The 18,615-nt window shown below is 41.9% G+C and carries 12 protein-coding genes; 8 read left to right on the forward strand and 4 right to left on the reverse strand.

All coding sequences use genetic code 11. The annotated features are described in order from the left end of the window. Positions 1–187: 187 nt before the first annotated feature. Entirely contained in the window at positions 188–1,816 is a 1,629-nt protein-coding gene (locus tag IHV11_RS00155) for a long-chain fatty acid--CoA ligase (protein ID WP_197193365.1), read from the forward strand. A gap of 368 nt (positions 1,817–2,184) precedes the next feature. Here the strand turns inward: IHV11_RS00155 and IHV11_RS00160 are convergent, their stop codons facing one another. Beyond that, positions 2,185–2,808 (reverse strand): hypothetical protein, encoded by a 624-nt coding sequence (locus tag IHV11_RS00160; RefSeq protein ID WP_197193366.1) that lies wholly within the window; start codon positions 2,806–2,808, stop codon positions 2,185–2,187. Positions 2,809–3,020: 212 nt separating this feature from the next. On the opposite strand from IHV11_RS00160, the gene secA reads away from it, so the two are divergent. Both secA and prfB read left to right on the forward strand, forming a co-directional pair. Beyond that, the gene (secA, locus tag IHV11_RS00165) at positions 3,021–5,540 is read left to right on the forward strand and encodes a preprotein translocase subunit SecA (RefSeq protein WP_197193367.1); all 2,520 of its coding nucleotides are present in this window, start codon (positions 3,021–3,023) and stop codon (positions 5,538–5,540) included. 130 nt (positions 5,541–5,670) lie between these two features. Then, a protein-coding gene (gene prfB, locus IHV11_RS00170) for a peptide chain release factor 2 (protein ID WP_231620161.1) occupies positions 5,671–6,769 on the forward strand; the annotation gives its coding sequence in 2 pieces (ribosomal slippage) (positions 5,671–5,739 and positions 5,741–6,769; 1,098 coding nt in all). 304 nt (positions 6,770–7,073) lie between these two features. Here prfB and IHV11_RS00175 read toward each other — a convergent pair. Next, positions 7,074–7,226 (reverse strand): hypothetical protein, encoded by a 153-nt coding sequence (locus IHV11_RS00175; protein ID WP_197129008.1) that lies wholly within the window; start codon positions 7,224–7,226, stop codon positions 7,074–7,076. 351 nt (positions 7,227–7,577) lie between these two features. Between IHV11_RS00175 and IHV11_RS00180 the strand changes: the two genes are divergently transcribed. The 3 genes from IHV11_RS00180 (at position 7,578) to tatC (ending at position 10,467) form a co-directional block, all read left to right on the forward strand. Next, a complete protein-coding gene (locus IHV11_RS00180) occupies positions 7,578–9,209 on the forward strand; it encodes a PhoX family protein (protein WP_197193368.1) in 1,632 nt (543 codons plus the stop codon). A 57-nt stretch (positions 9,210–9,266) separates the two neighbouring features. Next, on the forward strand, positions 9,267–9,452 hold the full coding sequence (gene tatA, locus IHV11_RS00185; RefSeq protein ID WP_197129014.1) for a twin-arginine translocase TatA/TatE family subunit: 186 nt from the start codon (positions 9,267–9,269) through the stop codon (positions 9,450–9,452). Positions 9,453–9,702: 250 nt separating this feature from the next. Beyond that, positions 9,703–10,467 (forward strand): twin-arginine translocase subunit TatC, encoded by a 765-nt coding sequence (tatC, locus tag IHV11_RS00190; protein ID WP_197193369.1) that lies wholly within the window; start codon positions 9,703–9,705, stop codon positions 10,465–10,467. A gap of 40 nt (positions 10,468–10,507) precedes the next feature. On the opposite strand, the gene IHV11_RS00195 is transcribed toward tatC, so the two are convergent. After that, the gene (locus IHV11_RS00195) at positions 10,508–11,752 is read right to left on the reverse strand and encodes a helix-turn-helix domain-containing protein (RefSeq protein WP_197193370.1); all 1,245 of its coding nucleotides are present in this window, start codon (positions 11,750–11,752) and stop codon (positions 10,508–10,510) included. Positions 11,753–12,099: 347 nt separating this feature from the next. On the opposite strand from IHV11_RS00195, the gene IHV11_RS00200 reads away from it, so the two are divergent. After that, entirely contained in the window at positions 12,100–16,167 is a 4,068-nt protein-coding gene (locus IHV11_RS00200; protein WP_197193371.1) for a S8 family serine peptidase, read from the forward strand. A gap of 23 nt (positions 16,168–16,190) precedes the next feature. On the opposite strand, the gene IHV11_RS00205 is transcribed toward IHV11_RS00200, so the two are convergent. Then, entirely contained in the window at positions 16,191–17,192 is a 1,002-nt protein-coding gene (locus IHV11_RS00205; protein WP_197193372.1) for a nuclease-related domain-containing protein, read from the reverse strand. 437 nt (positions 17,193–17,629) lie between these two features. Between IHV11_RS00205 and IHV11_RS00210 the strand changes: the two genes are divergently transcribed. Continuing rightward, positions 17,630–18,490: a YitT family protein gene (locus IHV11_RS00210; RefSeq protein WP_144697907.1), complete on the forward strand. Its 861-nt coding sequence runs from the start codon at positions 17,630–17,632 to the stop codon at positions 18,488–18,490. The last annotated feature ends 125 nt before the right edge of the window (positions 18,491–18,615 follow it).

Here is an 18,615-nt window from a genome sequence, read left to right on the forward strand (position 1 = left end):
AACGCAAAAACTGGATAGAATTTCAAACTTTCTTCAGCTGAAAAATATTTTTCGTGTTTTTCTACGTTTTGTTCAACTCTAATCTGTTTTAACAGCAGGATTTTGAAGTAGGTAAGGGGAACTAGTGAGTAACAAGAAAACGCTTACACTAATGACTATGTTTACTATTTAAGGAGGAGAAGAAGTTATGATGATGAATGTGCCTTTTCGAGTTACAAGTATGCTAGAGCATGCGGAACGGTATTTTGCTAAAAAAGAAGTAACGAGCCGCACGATGTCCGGGATCAGGAAGTTCAGCTACCGGGAGATTGGTGAGCGAACACGCAGGCTTTCGAGCGCGCTAAAACGCCTTGGTGTTCAAAAAGGTGAGCGGGTTGGAACACTTGCATGGAACCACCATCGTCATCTAGAAGCTTATTTCGCCATTCCTGGTGTTGAAGCTGTACTTCATACGATTAATATCCGACTTTCCCCTCAGCATATTGCATACATTATCAATCACGCCGATGACCAGATTTTATTCGTCGATCAGGACATTCTACCTCTTGTTGAAGCTCTTAAAGACCATATTCCAAATGTAAAAGCGTATATATTGATGACCGATGAAGACGAGCTGCCGCAATCGCCGCTTCAGCCTCTCTATCATTATGAAAAACTTTTAGAAACCGGTGACCCGGCTTATGAATTTCCGCAGGATGTCGATGAGAACGATCCAGTCGGGATGTGCTATACGTCTGCCACGACAGGAAACCCAAAAGGCGTAACGTACACGCACCGTTCGACCGTGCTTCACTCAATGTCACTAGGACTTGCTGATGGCGGTTCTGTATCAGAAAGTGATGTTCTTATGCCAGTTGTGCCGATGTTCCACGTAAATGCTTGGGGACTTCCGTATGCGGCAACCTGGTTCGGTTCGAAGCAAGTGATGCCTGGACCGCGATTCACGCCACAGCTTTTAGCGGAACTGATTGAGATGGAAAAAGTAACCTTTGCTGCTGGTGTACCAACGATCTGGATGGGACTCCTTCAAGAACTCGAACAGAATAGTTATGATACTTCTAGTCTTCGAGCGGTTATTTGCGGAGGATCTGCTGCACCTAAAGGGATGATAAAAACGTTCGAAGAAAAACATAACATTCCGTTCATGCATGCTTATGGTATGACGGAAACGAGTCCACTTGTAATCGCAACGCGACTGAAAACGTATCAAGAGGGTCTGGACGAAGAAACGAAATTTGATTACAAAGCAAAACAAGGTTATGTTGTGCAAGGTGTTGAGATGAAAGTGATCGGTGCGAACGGAGAAGTGAAGTGGGACAGTCACGAGATGGGTGAGCTGTTGCTGCGTTCGAACTGGATCGCGGACGAATATTATAACGATGACCGCACGGAAGGGACGTTCAACGACGGCTGGCTTCATACTGGGGATGTCGTTACGGTAGATGAAGAAGGGTTCGTGAAGATCGTCGACCGGACGAAAGACCTCATCAAGAGCGGTGGTGAGTGGATATCGTCTGTTGATCTAGAGAATGCAATCATGGCGTTTCCAGATGTTTTCGAAGCGTCTGTTATCGCCGTCCCTCATCCGGAATGGCAGGAGCGACCACTCGCATGTGTCGTGTTGAAGCCTGAGGCAAAAGGAAAAGTGCCAAAAGAAGACATTGTGGAGTTTTTGAGACCGCAGTTTGCGAAGTGGTGGATTCCAGACGATATCGTGTTCATGGATGAGATCCCGAAAACGTCGGTTGGTAAGTTTTTAAAACGGACACTGCGTGATCAGTTGAAAGATCATTATATGACGACGGCGAAATCGTAAAAATGTATGCAGAGAACTTCTCAAAAATTGAGAAGTTCTTTTTTATGCGCAGGGGGAAGAGGATTATCCCCTATAAATATGTGAGTTATAGGAAAAATTACGTATCTGATGGACACAAAGTCATTATGTCTCCCTCAAAAATACACCATGAAATATATTCACGGATAACTGCTTTTTATTCACGGTAATTTGCAATATATTCACGTATAACAGCAATAATTTCACGGATAAAATTATTTATCGAAAGTTCGACAAAGTTCACTATCTATCTCCTGGATCCTTCAGTCGAATCAACACTCAAATGACTCGATTTAACAAACAAAAAAAACACCACCCTCTGCAAACCTCGAGAACAGTGCCCAATCTACCTATTCTTTTATTTCTTTCTTAAGCCATTTACCTGTTTCCGTCACGTCCCAATAATCACTAGCTTTGTAGCCGTTCAACGATATATCGAGATCGTGAAAAATGCGGTGAACGCCTTTTAGTGGCTCTACACTCTCAGAACTTTTACTTTTCTCAATTTTATCAAGAGCGGTCTTGATGTCTGCCTTTAATGGACCCGCAACATAGGGCAGAATCTTATTTCGTATATCAATTTCAATATCGTTTAGTACAGGTGTATGTGTGTCTATGTTATATTTCGACCATTTATCATAGCCGAGCTCACCGTTCCAAAATTCGTGAATTACATTGATTCGTCTTTGGATCTCGGTCTTTGGAACTTCAATGGTTGGCTTGAAAAGAGCAGTGCCGCTCGATTTTTCAGCCTCCGTTAATTCCTCATCAGAAGGTGCATCTACACTCGCTGCAGAATTTGGTCCGAACAGTGAATAATATCCCCATGTGCCAAGGCCTCCGATGATGAAGAAGCTGAGAACGAGGGTGAGAATGATCGTTTTGCTTTTTTCACTTCGCTGCTTATTTTGCTGCAGCTGCGCTTTTTGTCCTTGCCCAGCGTTATTTGTCCTGTCTAGATCTGTGTTTTCCATTCAGAACCTCCCCCATCCATCTTTATATTATTTTACCAAAATTTAGGTCTACAGTCTCTATGAAAGTGTCAAATTTTTCACATATATAGGAAGTTTCTTTACGATGAATGCTACAATTCCGATGAAAAGATTTGGGATTTCTTGTGGCTCGTTTCACAAACTGGTAGAATAGAAGTGGTATATAATTTTCGAGAACAGGGAGCGTTATTCGGATGATTAGCATTTTGAAAAAGATTTTTCCAAGTTCCAATGACCGAACGTTGAATAGATACGAAAGAGTTGCGGAAAAAGTGGAAACGTTAGCTGAAGAGTTTAAGGCTTTAAATGATGAAGCTTTGGCGAACAAAACGGCTGAGTTCAAGAGCCGTATCGAAAAAGGGGAATCTCTGGATGACCTTCTCCCTGAAGCGTTTGCGACTGTGCGTGAAGCATCAGCTCGAGTATTGAACATGCGTCACTACCCTGTACAGATTATGGGTGCGGTTGCGCTTCATGAAGGTAACATTGCCGAGATGAAAACCGGTGAAGGTAAAACACTAGTTGCGACAATGCCTATTTATTTGAACGCACTAGATGGCAAAGGTACTCACGTTGTTACAGTCAATGAATATTTGGCTCGTCGTGACTCTGAGATCATGGCACCACTATACAATTTCTTAGGTTTAAGTGTTGGATTGAACGTATCTGACCTTTCGAAAGAAGAGAAGCGTGATGCGTACGCAGCTGACATCACTTACGGTACGAACAATGAGTTCGGCTTCGATTATCTGCGTGACAACATGGTGGTTTATAAAGAACAGATGGTTCAGCGCCGTAACTATGCGATCGTCGATGAGGTTGACTCGATTTTAATTGACGAAGCGCGTACACCGTTGATCATTTCAGGTTCTGCTCAAAAATCAACACAGCTTTATCAGATGGCGAACATGTTCGTGCGTCAGCTGAAAAAAGAAACAGATTATACAGTAGATGAAAAGACGAAGAACGTTCAGCTTTCTGAAGAAGGTATCAACAGAGCGGAGCAGATGTTCTCGATCGATAACTTATATGATTATCAGCACGTAACACTGAATCACCATATTAACCAAGCGTTAAAAGCGAACATCATCATGCAGCGTGATGTGGATTATGTCGTTCAAGACGGCGAGATCGTGATCGTTGACCCGTTCACAGGACGTTTGATGGCTGGTCGTCGTTACAGTGATGGACTTCACCAAGCGATCGAAGCGAAGGAAGGTTTGGAGATTCAGCGTGAGAGCATGACACTTGCGACGATCACGTTCCAGAACTACTTCCGTATGTACAATAAGCTTGCTGGTATGACGGGTACAGCGAAAACGGAAGAAGAAGAATTCCGCAACATCTACAACATGGATGTTATCTGTATCCCGACGAACCGTCCGATCGCGCGTGATGACAGAGCAGATCTTATTTATAAAACGATGCAAGGCAAGTTCAAAGCGATTGCTGCTGAAATCGAAGAGCGTCATAAAACAGGACAGCCGATCCTTGTTGGTACGGTTGCCGTTGAAACATCTGAACTACTTTCACAGCTTTTAACGAAGCGTAAGATCAAGCATAACGTGTTGAACGCGAAAAACCATGAGCGTGAAGCAGAGATCATCGAAAATGCGGGTCAGCTTGGCATGGTTACGATCGCAACGAACATGGCCGGTCGTGGTACGGATATCAAGCTTGGTGAAGGAGTTCTTGATGTTGGCGGACTGCACATCCTTGGTACAGAGCGTCACGAATCACGCCGTATCGATAACCAGTTGCGTGGTCGTGCGGGTCGTCAAGGAGACCCAGGTTCATCTCGTTTCTACATCTCAATGGAAGATGAATTGATGCGTCGATTCGGTTCAGACAACTTGATGACGATGATGGAGCGTCTTGGCATGGATGAAGAGACGCCAATCGAGTCTAAAATGGTTACAAAAGCCGTTGAATCTGCACAAAAACGTGTAGAGGGGTCGAACTTTGATGCTCGTAAACAGCTTCTGCAATATGACGATGTTATGCGTCAGCAGCGTGAGATCATCTACGCACAGCGTCAAGAAGTGCTAGATGCTGAGAACTTAAGTGATATCGTTCTTCGCATGATCGATTCTACACTTGAGCGAATCGTTACGGTTCATACACCAGAAGCGGAAGTTCAAGAAGAGTGGAACACGAAAGAAATCGCAGACTATGTGAATGCTGTCATGTTCACAGAGCCGACGTTCACAGAAAAAGATCTATTCGGTCTAGATCGTGAAGAGATCATTGAGAAGATTCAAGCGAAAGTACACGCGGCGTTTGCTGAAAAAGAAACACAGCTTCCTGCTGAACAGATCGCTGAGTTCGAAAAAGCAGTAATCCTACGTTCTGTTGATAGCAAATGGATGGATCATATCGACCAGATGGAACAGCTTCGTCAAGGTATCCATCTTCGTGCTTACGGTCAGAACGATCCGTTGCGTGAATACCAGTTTGAAGGCTTCGAGATGTTTGAAGCGATGGTTGCGGCGATCGAGGAAGAAGTTACAACTTATATCTTAAAATCGCAGATCGAGCAAAACATGCAGCGTGAACAAGTGGCTGAAGGTAAAGCCGTTGTCCCGAGCGATAAAGAAGATACATCGAAAAAGAAGAAACCGGTTCGTAAAGCACAAGACATCAAGCGTAATGATCCTTGTCCATGCGGAAGCGGAAAGAAATACAAGCAATGTCACGGAGCTGAACAAGAATAGAAAGTTGCGTGAGTGAAGAGAGTCTTTTTATAGGCTCTCTTTGCGCTTGTAATCAGATGTGAAAAAGGATTATTTTGAACAACGTTCGCATATTTTAAAGATGGAACAACTATAAGATGAGGTGCAAACTATGGATTTAGTAGAAGTAAAACAGGAATTAAACGTGATTGAAAAACGTATCAACGACTTTAGGGGGTCACTTTGACCTCGATACAAAGAAAGCGCGTATCGCAGAACTAGATGAAGAGATGAGTGCACCAACGTTTTGGGATGATCAGAACGCAGCACAAGTCGTGATAAATGAAGCGAACGGATTAAAAGAACAAGTGAACGAGTTTGAAGAACTTGCTTCCGCTTATGAAGATCTAGAAATCGCGCACGAGCTTGTAAAAGAAGAAGCGGATGAAGATCTTCAGAAAGAACTTGTAAAAGATTTAAAAACCTTAATCACGAAGCTGAATGATTTTGAGCTTCAGCTTTTATTGAACGAACCGTATGATAAAAACAACGCGATCTTAGAACTTCACCCAGGTGCGGGTGGTACAGAGTCTCAAGACTGGGCGTCGATGCTGCTTCGTATGTACACGCGTTATGCGGAGCGCCAAGGCTATAAAGTAGAAACACTTGATTATTTACCTGGTGATGAAGCTGGAGTTAAATCCGTAACACTTAGCATTAAAGGACATAATGCTTATGGCTATTTGAAGGCTGAAAAAGGGGTTCACCGCCTTGTTCGTATTTCACCGTTTGATTCTTCAGGCCGCCGTCACACGTCATTCGTTTCGTGTGAAGTGATGCCCGAGATCACAGATGATACTGAGATCGAAATTCGTACAGAAGATCTTAAGATTGATACGTACCGTGCGTCTGGAGCAGGTGGTCAGCACGTTAACACGACTGACTCTGCTGTTCGTATGACACATATCCCAACGAACACGGTCGTTTCGTGTCAAACGGAGCGTTCGCAGATCAAGAACCGTGAGCGTGCGATGAAGATGATGATGGCGAAATTGGTGCAGCGTCGTTTGGAAGAGCAGCAGGCGCAGTTGAATGAAATTCGTGGTGAGCAGAAGGAGATCGGGTGGGGGAGTCAGATTCGCTCTTATGTTTTCCATCCCTATAGTCTTGTGAAGGATCACCGGACGAATACTGAGGTTGGTAATGTGCAGTCTGTGATGGATGGCGAGATCACGCCGTTTATTGATTCTTATTTACGGTCTAAGTTGTAAAAAAACCATTTTGATTAAGCTTCGATGTTTGAAAGAGTTGATCTGCGCTCCAGGTGCTTCGCTTTCCGCGGGGCAGGCGGTGAGCCACTTGCCGCTTCGCGCCTTTAAGTGTCTCACCTGACCGCTAGTCCCGCAGGAGTCTGCGCACCTTCAGCTCCAATCAACTTTTCGAGGGTGTTAAAAACCAAAAACTTTCTAGTACTTAGAGACAAGTAAGCTTCCATTACAAACTATGAAACACAAACAACAAAAATGAACCGAAACAAAAACAAAACTTCCGGGCTATTTGCTTCCGGAAGTTTTTTTATCGTATGTGTGTGAGATCTCCCTCTTGTACGAGTTCGATCTTTCTATGTTGTCCGTCTGTTACAATCTCAACGTTTCCATTGTCATAAATCCAAACGACTTGATACTCCTGGCCGTTATAAATGACGAAACTCCCCACTTCTATCTGCATGGCTTCACTCCTAATAAAGCTCTCTAGTTAATTATACCTATCTAAGATGGAATGTATATTGGGAAAAAACATGGACATCTGTCTTCTTTAGTATAAAGGAAATTGCCCTATTTTCCCAACTTATATTTTCTATAGCAGAAATCTTCACCTGTTAAAAGGTTTGATGAGGTAATTATCAATTCCTTCTGACTCTATCGTTAGCCATGTTCATTTTATGTCGGCAAACATCGTAACTTTATAAAAAACAAAAAATTCTTAAACGTTTGTTTAAATCCTCTACATAGTGGCTTAACATTTCGACCGTATTCTTATAGGTGCAACATCAATTTTATGGGTCTAGGGGGAAATGACATGGAAAAGAAGCCATTGGATAGAAGAACCTTTTTAACATATTTGGGTACAGGCGCAACGGCACTTGCTGCAGCTACGACAGGATTAGGCGCTTTATCAGACACAGCTAACGCTCAATCAGACAGCTTGATGCGCATGAAACCTCGTAAAAAAGGGTTTAAGTTTCACCCGATCGCACCAACGGACAAAGATGATCTTGTTTTGCCAAAAGGATATAAATATGAAGTGATTGCATCTTATGGTGATGTGATTAATAAAAATGGTGACACGTTTGGATTCAACAATGATTTTACGATGTACTTTCCGATCGACAAATCAAGTGAACATGGCTTGCTTTGGGTAAACCATGAATACACGAACCCATTATATGTGGAAGGTGAAAAAGTAAACGATAAATATACTTCTGCTCAGATTGAAAAGATGCTCTACAATCAAGGCGGTTCTATTATTGAAGTGAAAGTGAAGAACGGCAAGTGGGTAATGGATAAAAATTCGATATACGCTCGACGAGTAACAGGACTCACACCTTTCGCACTAACTGGGCCAGCGAAAGGAACAGCAGCTGTAAATGGTGCAACAAAGGCACAAGGAACGTTTGCGAACTGTTCTGGCGGACGTACACCATGGAACACGGTTTTATCTTGTGAAGAAAACTTTGAAGATACGTCAAAAGCAGCTAATCTGGATCAAACTCATTATGGCTGGGTGATTGAAGTCGATCCTTTTAATCCGAACTTCAAAGTCAGAAAGCACACAGCTCTTGGACGCTTCAACCATGAAAATGCTAGCGTTGGAATCTCGAACGATGGACGAGTCGTTGTTTATATGGGAGATGACAAAAAGGATGCATGTGTGTACAAGTTTGTGAGTAAAGGCAAATATGCCGCTGCAAAAGGCAAAGACAACAGCAAGCTTTTAGAAGAAGGAACACTTTATGCAGCAGATCTTGCAAACGGAAAATGGCTTCCATTAACGATTGAAGCTGTTCGTGAAAAAGCAGCAGGGAAAGCTGACCTTTTAGAAAAGTTCAAAACACAAGGTGATGTAGTGGTTAACGCACATGATGCTGCCATCCTTCTAGGCGCGACACCGACAGATCGTCCGGAAGATGTGGAGATTTCACCACTGGATGGGACAGTATTCATCGCACACACGAACAACGACAAGCACGGTAACATTCATGGCCATATCACACGCTTTTTTGAAAAAGACGAAGATCATGGGGCAGAAAGCTTTGAGTTTGAGATCTTTGCAGCTGGCGGTCGTCAAAGTGGATTCAGTGCGCCTGACAACCTAACGTTCGATTCAAATGCAAACCTATGGACGGTGACCGATATTTCATCAAGTAAGCTGAATTCTGGTGCGTGGACAAGCTTTGGTAACAACGGCATGTTCATGATTCCTACGATCGGTCGTGAAAAAGGAGAGGCGTTCCAGTTTGCATCTGCTCCAAAAGAAGCAGAGTTAACAGGACCATCTTTTACACCGAACGAAAAAACGTTGTTCTTAAGTATTCAGCATCCTGGTGAGGAAACGGAAGATAAAGCTAATCCTACAAGCACATGGCCGCAAGTTCGTGGAGGCAACACACCGCGTCCATCTGTTGTAGCGATTACTGGTTTCAGATTCTAATTTCTTGTTAGTACGGAATAAAACGATTGATCACCAAAATTTGAGGAGGCGATCTACATGGGTTTCACAAACATCGGAGTACCAGGATTGATCTTGATCTTAATCATTGCTCTTATCATTTTCGGACCTTCTAAGCTGCCAGAGATCGGACGAGCATTCGGAAGCACGCTTCGCGAATTCAAGCACTCAGCAAAAGACCTCATGTCTTCGGATGAAAAAGAAGAAAAGCCGCAGTCTAAATAAAGAAAAGGAGAAGATGCGGGCACGGTTAGAGTCCGCATCTTTTTTCTTTATACCTGTTGCGATTTTAAACTCGTGGATTGGAAGCTGAAATTTGTGGATTGAGGGTCGAAACTCGTGGATTGAGAGTCAAAACTTGTGGATTGAAAGCCTAAACTTCTGGATTGAACTTCAATACACATGAATCTAGAGTCCAAACACGGCACAACAAATTAAAAATGAACCGCTATTTAAAGAAAGGAGGCTGTGTAGGATGAAAGCTGAAGAAATGTTTTTCGTTGAACACCTTGGTGAGCTTAGAAAACGCATTATTATCACGCTCGCGGTATTCATAACCGTTCTTTCTGTTTCCTTTTTCTACGTTCAGCCGATTTACGACTGGCTGATTCGAGATCTTGATCAGCAGCTTGCCGTTCTTGGACCAAGCGAGATTTTATGGGTGTATTTTATGATATCCGGTGTCATCGCGATCGCGTTCACCATTCCGGTTGCCGCGCATCAGACGTGGATGTTCATCAAACCGGCATTGAGTAACAGAGAGCAGAAGGTAACGCTGTCTTATATTCCGGCACTATTTTTCTTATTCGTACTCGGTTTAGCGTTCGGTTATTTTATCGTGTACCCAATGGTTCTAAATTTCCTTCTAGGTCTATCGGAAGGGCATTTTCAAACATTCTTTACCTCGGAAAAATACTTTAAGTTCATGATGAATCTAACGCTTCCGTTCGGCTTTTTGTTTGAGATTCCGTTAGTGGTGATGTTCCTAACATCGCTTGGTATCTTAAATCCGCACGTCTTAACGAAAGCAAGAAAAGTCTCGTATTTCGGACTTGTTGTCGTTGCCGTCTTGATCACACCGCCAGATTTAGTATCAGATTTTCTAGTCGTCATCCCACTTCTCGTCCTTTATGAGATTAGCATCATGCTGTCACGCGTGGTCTATAAGAAGAAGCTCGCGAAAGAACAGCTCGCCATGGAAGAAGAAAATAAGGTCGTGGAGATGAAACGTCCTTCATAAATAATTTGAAAAGGAAGCCAATTTCGGCTTCCTTTCTTTATCAAACAAACTGATTCGAACGGCGGTTTTTGTCCGCTATATATTGTGCGTACATATTTGCTTTTTCTAAATTTACGTTTCGATTATAAAAATCAAACAGCTTGATCTCATAGTGTTCAGCGGGTAATACATAGCCCTGCTTTTTTAAATGTGGATATAATTCTGTTTCAAGATAGTGAAAATAAAGATCGTCTTGCTTTTTCAATCGATAGATATGCATGTGAAAGAAGTGAACAAATGTCGTGCTGCTGGTTTCTTGCGCTGTTTTCAATCCTTTTTGTGCGAGTTGAAGGATGGTTGTCACAGGTTCTTTTCCAAGAAGAGTAGCTGCGTTCACATACCCTTCGAGAGATCCTAAATAGTTTGAAGTGCTAGGATCTTTTAGCTGCATCGATTCTTTGTAGTGCCGGCACGCATCTTCAAAATGTCCATGAAGAATCGAATGATAGCCAAAGTTGTGAAGAAGAAGCGCCTTTTGTTTCTCCAAGCCAAAGTTCTCACACATTTCGATAAGTTCTTGATATTTTTCGCTTTGAGGTCCGCTTGTTTGCTCTTGTTCGATTTGAATCAGCATCAGCATCTCAGTTTCAATCACTCTTACATAGCAATGGGATTTTTCAAAATAGTTAAGTGCTTTGCTAGCGTAATAGTATGACAGAACGCGTGAATTGGTAGAGTGATACGCGACAGCCATATGATAATAATATTCCGGGTTGTTGTAGTAGGTAGGGTCTACCTGTTTCAAGAGATCGATCGCTTCGTAGTAATCATGTTTCATTTGAAGTCCGTAGATTCCTTTAATATGTAGAAGCATGCTTAGTTCACGATGTGAGAGTTCAGTCCACTTTTCCATCTCTTGAAGAAGGGTTTCTGTCTTTTTTCTTTGTTCGGTAAGTATGTAATAGCGTGTTAACAAAAGGGTGTGAGTGCGATAAAAATCTGGAATCTGCAACAAAGGAATCTGTTCGAGTTGCTTTTTGATGGTTTCTGTTTTGACTTCCAGCTTCATGATGATTGCTTCTTCCCACTTTCTTAAGAGAAGTTCCACGTTTCTGTACAAATTCATCTCATTTTGAATATCAATCTGTAATCGATTCGCTAAAAAATGAATCGTTTCATCGGAAACCTCAGTCAGTCCTCGCTCGATCTTACTCACATGTGTACCTGAACAAATTCCGTCTCCGAGCTCTTTTTGTGTCATATTTCTAAGCTCTCGGTAGAATTTTATGATTTTTCCTTCAAGCATGAGATGACCCCCTATCTCTTTTAAGAAATTCTCTACTTTTTCTATTCTACTAAAGAAAACCCCAAATCAGTTAGACGTTTTTTAAGTCTATTTCCCTATTTCTCACCTCGTTTTCAAACGAAAATCTATTAAGTTCTAATTTGAAATAGGTATGGAGTCATGTGGAAAACCCCGATAGCGGCATAGGGTTATTGCTATTACAATTACATTTGAATCTACAAAAAATTCAAAAAATAGAAAGGAGGATACAACTTTTATTGTTTTTCTAGGAAAATTTTAACATCTAAGAGTTTCATATATAAATAACCGCTTGAAAAATCATTAATACCAAAGAAAGCAGGGAAACGATGAAAAAGATATCTTTTATTAAAAAGTCAACTGCCCTTACCTTAGCCGCTGGATTACTGCTATCTCCAAACACATCGATGTATACACAAAAAACAAGTGCGGCTCCTTTTAAAGCCGAGGATATTCTAGCATCACTTACCGCTAAACAAAGAGAAGCATTAAAACAGCTCGAACTAACAGATGTTGAAGGTCTTCAAGGCTTTAAGAAAGAAGAACTGCAGAGTGAAAAAGAGATCTCCGTAATCGTTCAATTTCAGTCAAAGCCCGGACAAGCCGCTGTATTAGACGCACAGTTGAAAGGGAAAAAAATCTCACGCCAACAAGCTGACAGCAAAGTAGATCAAGAGCATGCTCAATTTAAGAAGGATGTTGAGAAACTCATTCCATCTGTTGCACCCATGACAAAAAAATCAACGCACAGAATTACATCCACATACAAAACCGTATATAACGGTGTGGCGATGAAACTGCCTGCCAATCAGGTAGAAGCGCTTCTACAATCAGAATCTGTAAAGGCGATTTATAAAGATGTAACGTTTAAAGTGGATCCGATCGCGATGGGCGAAGAAAAAGCTCTGAATAGCAACAGTGCAGGAACATCAGTTGAGAGCATTCCTTACTTGAAGATTGATCAGCTACATAATGAGGGCATCACAGGTGAGGGTGTTAAGGTAGGAATCTTAGACACAGGGATTGACTACAATCATCCAGACTTAAAAGAAGTGTTTAAAGGCGGATATGATTTTGTTGATAATGACAGCGATCCGATGGAAACGACGTATAAAAACTGGCAAGACTCTAAAAAGCCAGAGTTTAACGGCAACGCCTATTACACGTCGCATGGGACACATGTTGCCGGAACGATCGCTGGTCAAGGCAAGAACCCGAATGTATCCGTTCAAGGTGTAGCGCCAGATGCTGATATCTATGCGTATCGTGTGTTAGGACCTTACGGGACTGGCTCTTCTGAAGGCATTATCGCGGGGATCGAGAAAGCAGTTAAAGACGGGATGGACGTGATCAACCTTTCGTTAGGTGCCGGTATCAACGACCCGTATTATCCGACGAGTACTGCGATCAACTATGCGGTTCTTAATGACGTGACAGCTGTCGTATCAGCTGGAAATTCAGGTCCGAACGCATACACACTAGGTTCTCCTGGTGCTGCTGCATTAGCACTTACGATCGGAGCGAGTGACGTACCGATGACGGTCGCTTCTTATACAGGATCAGTGGGGAGTGAGAGTGGACTTCAACTCACTGGACTCGCTCGTCATTATGCTGATCATTTAAACGAACTACAAGGCAAATCATATGATCTTGTTGATGTGGGTCTAGGTAAGGCTACTGATTACACGGGTAAAGATGTAAATGGAAAGATTGCTCTCATCGCTCGCGGTGAAACGACACTGAACGAAAAAGTGATACTCGCTAAACAAAACGGTGCGGTTGCAGTTCTTCTATATAACAACGTAGATGGAGTTATCGAGGCGAATCTTGGTGAGTCGACAACATTTATTCCATCATTCTCCTTAACAAAAGCAGCGGGTGAAAAGATTAAAACTCAGATCGCTGCAGGTAAATCCAGTTTTACGTTTGGAAAGTATGATGAAGTTCAAACAGAAGGCGATCGCTTAGCCGCTTTCAGTTCGAGAGGTCCAGCGAGACAGACGTACGACATGAAACCAGAAGTTACAGCACCTGGTGTTGCTGTTCTTTCAACGGTTCCATCATACATGGTAAATCCAGCGAACCAAACAAACTATGATTACGCATATTCCAGATATTCCGGAACATCAATGGCTGCTCCGCACACAACAGGAATCGCAGCTCTGATGCTCGATGCTAACCCTAACTTAGAACCTGAAGATGTTAAAACCATCTTAATGAACACAGCTGATCCGCTCAACGGAGATTATTCAGTATTTGAAGTAGGAGCAGGGCGTGTTGATCCTTATCAAGCTGTGTACAGTGGTACGAGTTTTCAAGTAAACGATGAAACGTTGATTCCTAGTTCTACGAATCTGGTTAAAATTAAAGAACGTACTGGTGGAATCGCATATGGAAGTCATTATGCCGGCAAAAAGCTGGCACTAAAGAAGTCCATTACGGTTGAGAACAACGAAAAAGTGAAGAAGACGTTCAAGGTAGAAGTAGAAGAAACAAAAGGTTCACCAAGCTTGAAGAAGAACGGAATCGAGATCTCTATTCCAGAAGAAATCAAGATTGCCGGAGACGATTTTAAAAAGGTATCAGCGGGGATTGAAGTTCCGAAAAAAGCAAAAGAGGGCATTTACGAAGGGTACATCACGCTGACGAATCAATCGAAAGCAGCTGAACACTACAGAATTCCATTCAGTATTCGCATTACGGAGGAAGGCTACAACAAACTAGAGCTTTCAACACCAGCCATCGCTCCGAACTATTTAAATACGGGAGGATTCTTCAATTACCGTGCGATTTATACACCGATGGAATTCAACTTTAAGTCTCCGATGGAGAAGATGGAAGTCGTCCTTCAAGACGGAAAGTCAGGGAAAGATCTGGGCTTAATCGGGACTATGAATTTAAAAGGTCGTAACGAAAACCAAAGCTATTACGTGTTAAACGCATTTAATGGCATGTACAACAAATTTACGGGGGATAAAACAGAACCTGTTGATTCCGAGATTTCCTTTGCACCAGCTGGTTACTATAAACTGAAATTTATTTCAACAACAGCCACTGGCAAACAACTAATAGATTACCGACATATATTCATCGATATTGATGAACCAACGTTTGAAAGCTCACTTGACGGTGATTCACCTTTCTTAGAATACAAACCAGGTCAAGAGACGTATCCATTTGACATCAAAATCAACGATCCTTTAGTAGATGAGATGAAGAAAGTCGGCTTGAACGTCGATCAATCATCAAACTCGATGATCTACTATTGGAACACGCCTTTCCCATCTACTCCGATCAAGATGGATAAAGAAGGCAGATTTGTTGAAGAGATCGCGATGAACGAAAACGTAACGACACTTAACTTCCGCATGGATGGTTTCGATCTGGCAGGTAACCCGGCTGTGCAGAAGAATTACTATTTTGTAAAAGAGGGCACACCTGTTTCCTATACGAAGAGTAAAAAAGCTCCTTTGAAAACTGGAGAAACGGTAAAAGCCACACTTGTATTGGATAACTTAAATGATCTGACCAAAGCGGAATGGAACTTTAACAATAGTAGCTTTGGCGCGGTGTCTCTTGTTGATGCTAAACTAACAGACGCTTTTAAAGACAAAGCATCTATCGAAGTAAAAGATGGTCTCGTAACTGTTGGGTTCAATAATAGTAACGAAACGCTAGATCACGCCGAGCTAGTAGAAGTGACGTTAAAAGTAAGTGATGATTATTATGCAACACGAGCTGCAGTAGCACCAATTGTAAAAGTAACAGATAACAATGCTAAAACATCAACAGTCCTGCAAGCTCAGTTAAGTTGGAAAGTAAAACCGCAGTTCTCTACTGCAAACGGTTATGTAACGCCTGAAGGCTTTCAGAACGAGGAGGGAACAGTGACAGAGAGACGCGATTGGACGAAGGTAGGAGGGTCTGTAGAAATTATCGATAGAGAAGGTAATGCACATGCACCATCAACACGCATCGCTGATAACGGTCAGTACAAGTACGACAAACTTCCATTGCAAAAAGAAGCGTTCACTGTTGAAATGAGAGTGCCAGGACATTTCCTAACAAAAGACGAACTATTCATTGGTTTTGAGCACAATGGTGAATTATATGCACAAAGCCGTTTCATTACTGCGCTTGATGTGAAGGCGGGAGACGTGAACCAAGACAACGTGATCGATATTCTTGATGCGATCGAGATTCAAAATGCGTGGGGAACAGGAAAACGTGCCGCGGATATTAACTTTGACGGAAAGGTAGATGCAAAAGATATGAAATTCGTACAAAGAAACTATCTCCTACAAAACCAGCATGTTGACGATACACCTTCACCAAGAAAGAAATACAAAGGAAAAACACTAGAAACGATCTTAGTTGAACTAGGTATCCAGCAATAACGGTGATTACATCTGAACAACCTTTAAGGAGAAGCATCTTCCTTAGAGGTTGTTTTTTTAACGAGATCATGGAGATCGTAGACGCGGGATTTTCGATGGCCTGTGAAGGGGAGGTTTAGCGACTGGAGCAGGTGATATGATTGGCTTGTTGATGTAAGGTTCAAAAATTGTTTACAGGACTTATTGGAAATGGTGTTGGAGATTAGCAGAGCGTAATCTACTAATGCAGCTTCATGAGCCTTGTTATAGTTGTTTTTACAAGACGCACAATACCAAGTTCTCCGATGACGCTGTAAAAATTCTGCCTCGCAACTAGGACAAAACACACCAGTTACTAAATGATTTGGATTGATTTGATACTTGCTGCAAACGTCTGGATTATCTGGCGTATGTATTTTTATCAGGTTTTTACTAATTTTTTTACTATCTTTAGGTAAGATTATTTCTTTTCGATGCTTATTGCTCAACTCTTCAAATTTGGCTACTAAACCAGAACTCTTGATTACTTTCATGCGAGCTTCTTTGTAAGCAGGAGAAAATTCTGTTATTGCCTTTGGATTAGTCATCACTACAAGAGATTCGATTGGTAGGTGGGGGACTTTGAAGTTATTTAAAATGGCCACTAAGTGATAGAATTGTCTTTTTACTTGTTCAACGGGATTGTCAAAAGCTTCTTGTTGATTATTTAATGTACGGATCATTGGATCGTATGCACTTTCAAAAAAGAGATGTCCTGCAATGTTCTTACTTTCAATAATAAGTAAGAAGTGCGGTGTGATCATAAGGGTGTCAATTTGAAAGTAGTAGTCTTCATGTGAAATTCTAAGACCATGAAGTAAAATAAGGTTAGTTTGAGGGAGATAACGATAAAAATAGTCCAGTGACTGTTCACCACGATATCCAGATATATGTTTTCTTAAAACACGATGTATTTCATCTTGTTTCGCATCATTTAGTAGTGCTCTTTTCAAAAGGGATTGTAACTTATCAATGATAATTGGCCGTGTTCGATGTTTTTTAATCAAAAGTGACCACCTCATACACATTTTCTATATAATGATGGCTTTTGCAGAGTAATGCAAAGTACTAAATGAAGAAAAATGAAAATATGCGTCATTAATTTCACGGTAATCCTCCATATATTCACGGTAAATACAATTATATTCACGTATAAAAACAATAATTTCACGGATAAAATTTTTTATCCGAAGTTCGACAAACTACAACATATTCCGACAAATGCACAAACCAAAATACTATTTCATTCATATGTCCATACTATCCACATCTAGCTCTCACACACAGAATCTCACCAAAACAACTGCTTTCAACCACACTTCACCTCATCACCGCGGCACTAAGGTCTCATTTACAAGGGCATACTGTGATTGGTATACTTTTTCTCGGTTTGAAGAAATTCCTTATGAAAGTTTGAGGGTTAAAGACAGCAATGATGATGGCTATGCGCAAAAGACGGGGGATCTTGCACCCGACCGTCGAACTCATTTTAGAATATGTATATGTTGTGATTGGATCAGGACTGGTAGCACTCGCATTCTCGGTATTCCTGCTGCCAAACCAGATCGCCTCTGGCGGAGTAAGTGGAATATCGACGATTTTATATGGACTCTTTCAATGGAAACCTTCTATTGTACAGTGGAGTTTAAACATTCCGCTCTTCTTTGCGGGATTGTTCTTCCTCGGCCGACGATTCGGCGCGAAAACACTTGTTGGAACCGTTGTGCTTCCGTTTTTCGTCTTTATTTTTGAAAGCTGGGGAGCAGCGACTGAAGATCCATTGCTTGGCGCGATTTTCGGTGGACTAGGAATCGGAGCTGGTCTTGGGATCGTGTTCCGTGGGAAAGCCTCTACGGGTGGAGTTGATCTGCTCGCACAGATCGTCCATAAGTATACGGGTGCTTCACTCGGATCAATCATCCTTCTCATAGATGGAACAATCGTTACGTCGTCCGCTCTATTTTTCGGGATCGAACAAGCTCTATATGCACTTATCGCGATGTTCATTACGGCAAAAACGATCGATGTCGTACAGATCGGGCTAGGGACGACGAAGATGGCGCTGATCATCTCAGATAAAGAAGACGAGCTTCGCCAAGGCATACTGACTCACATTTATCGTGGCGTTACGAAAATCAATGCCTTCGGCGGTTATACGCAAGATGAACGACCTATGTTGATGGTCGTTGTTGCTCAATATGAAGTAACAAAATTGAAACAATACGTAAAAGGTGTAGATCCAGATGCTTTCGTAATCGTAGTTAATGCAAACGAAGTATTAGGAGAAGGCTTTAAACGAGGATAAACGATCAGAAATGTAGCCAGTTGGGACTCATCCCGACTGGTTTTCTTTTGTTCACTAGTACTTTTCGCATAGAGGAGCCCTTTTTACTAGAATTAGCTATTCTACATTGAAAAAACTCTAGCAAT

The sequence above is a fragment of the Fictibacillus sp. 26RED30 genome, assembly GCF_015903845.1.
In the GTDB taxonomy this organism is placed as follows: domain Bacteria; phylum Bacillota; class Bacilli; order Bacillales; family Fictibacillaceae; genus Fictibacillus; species Fictibacillus phosphorivorans.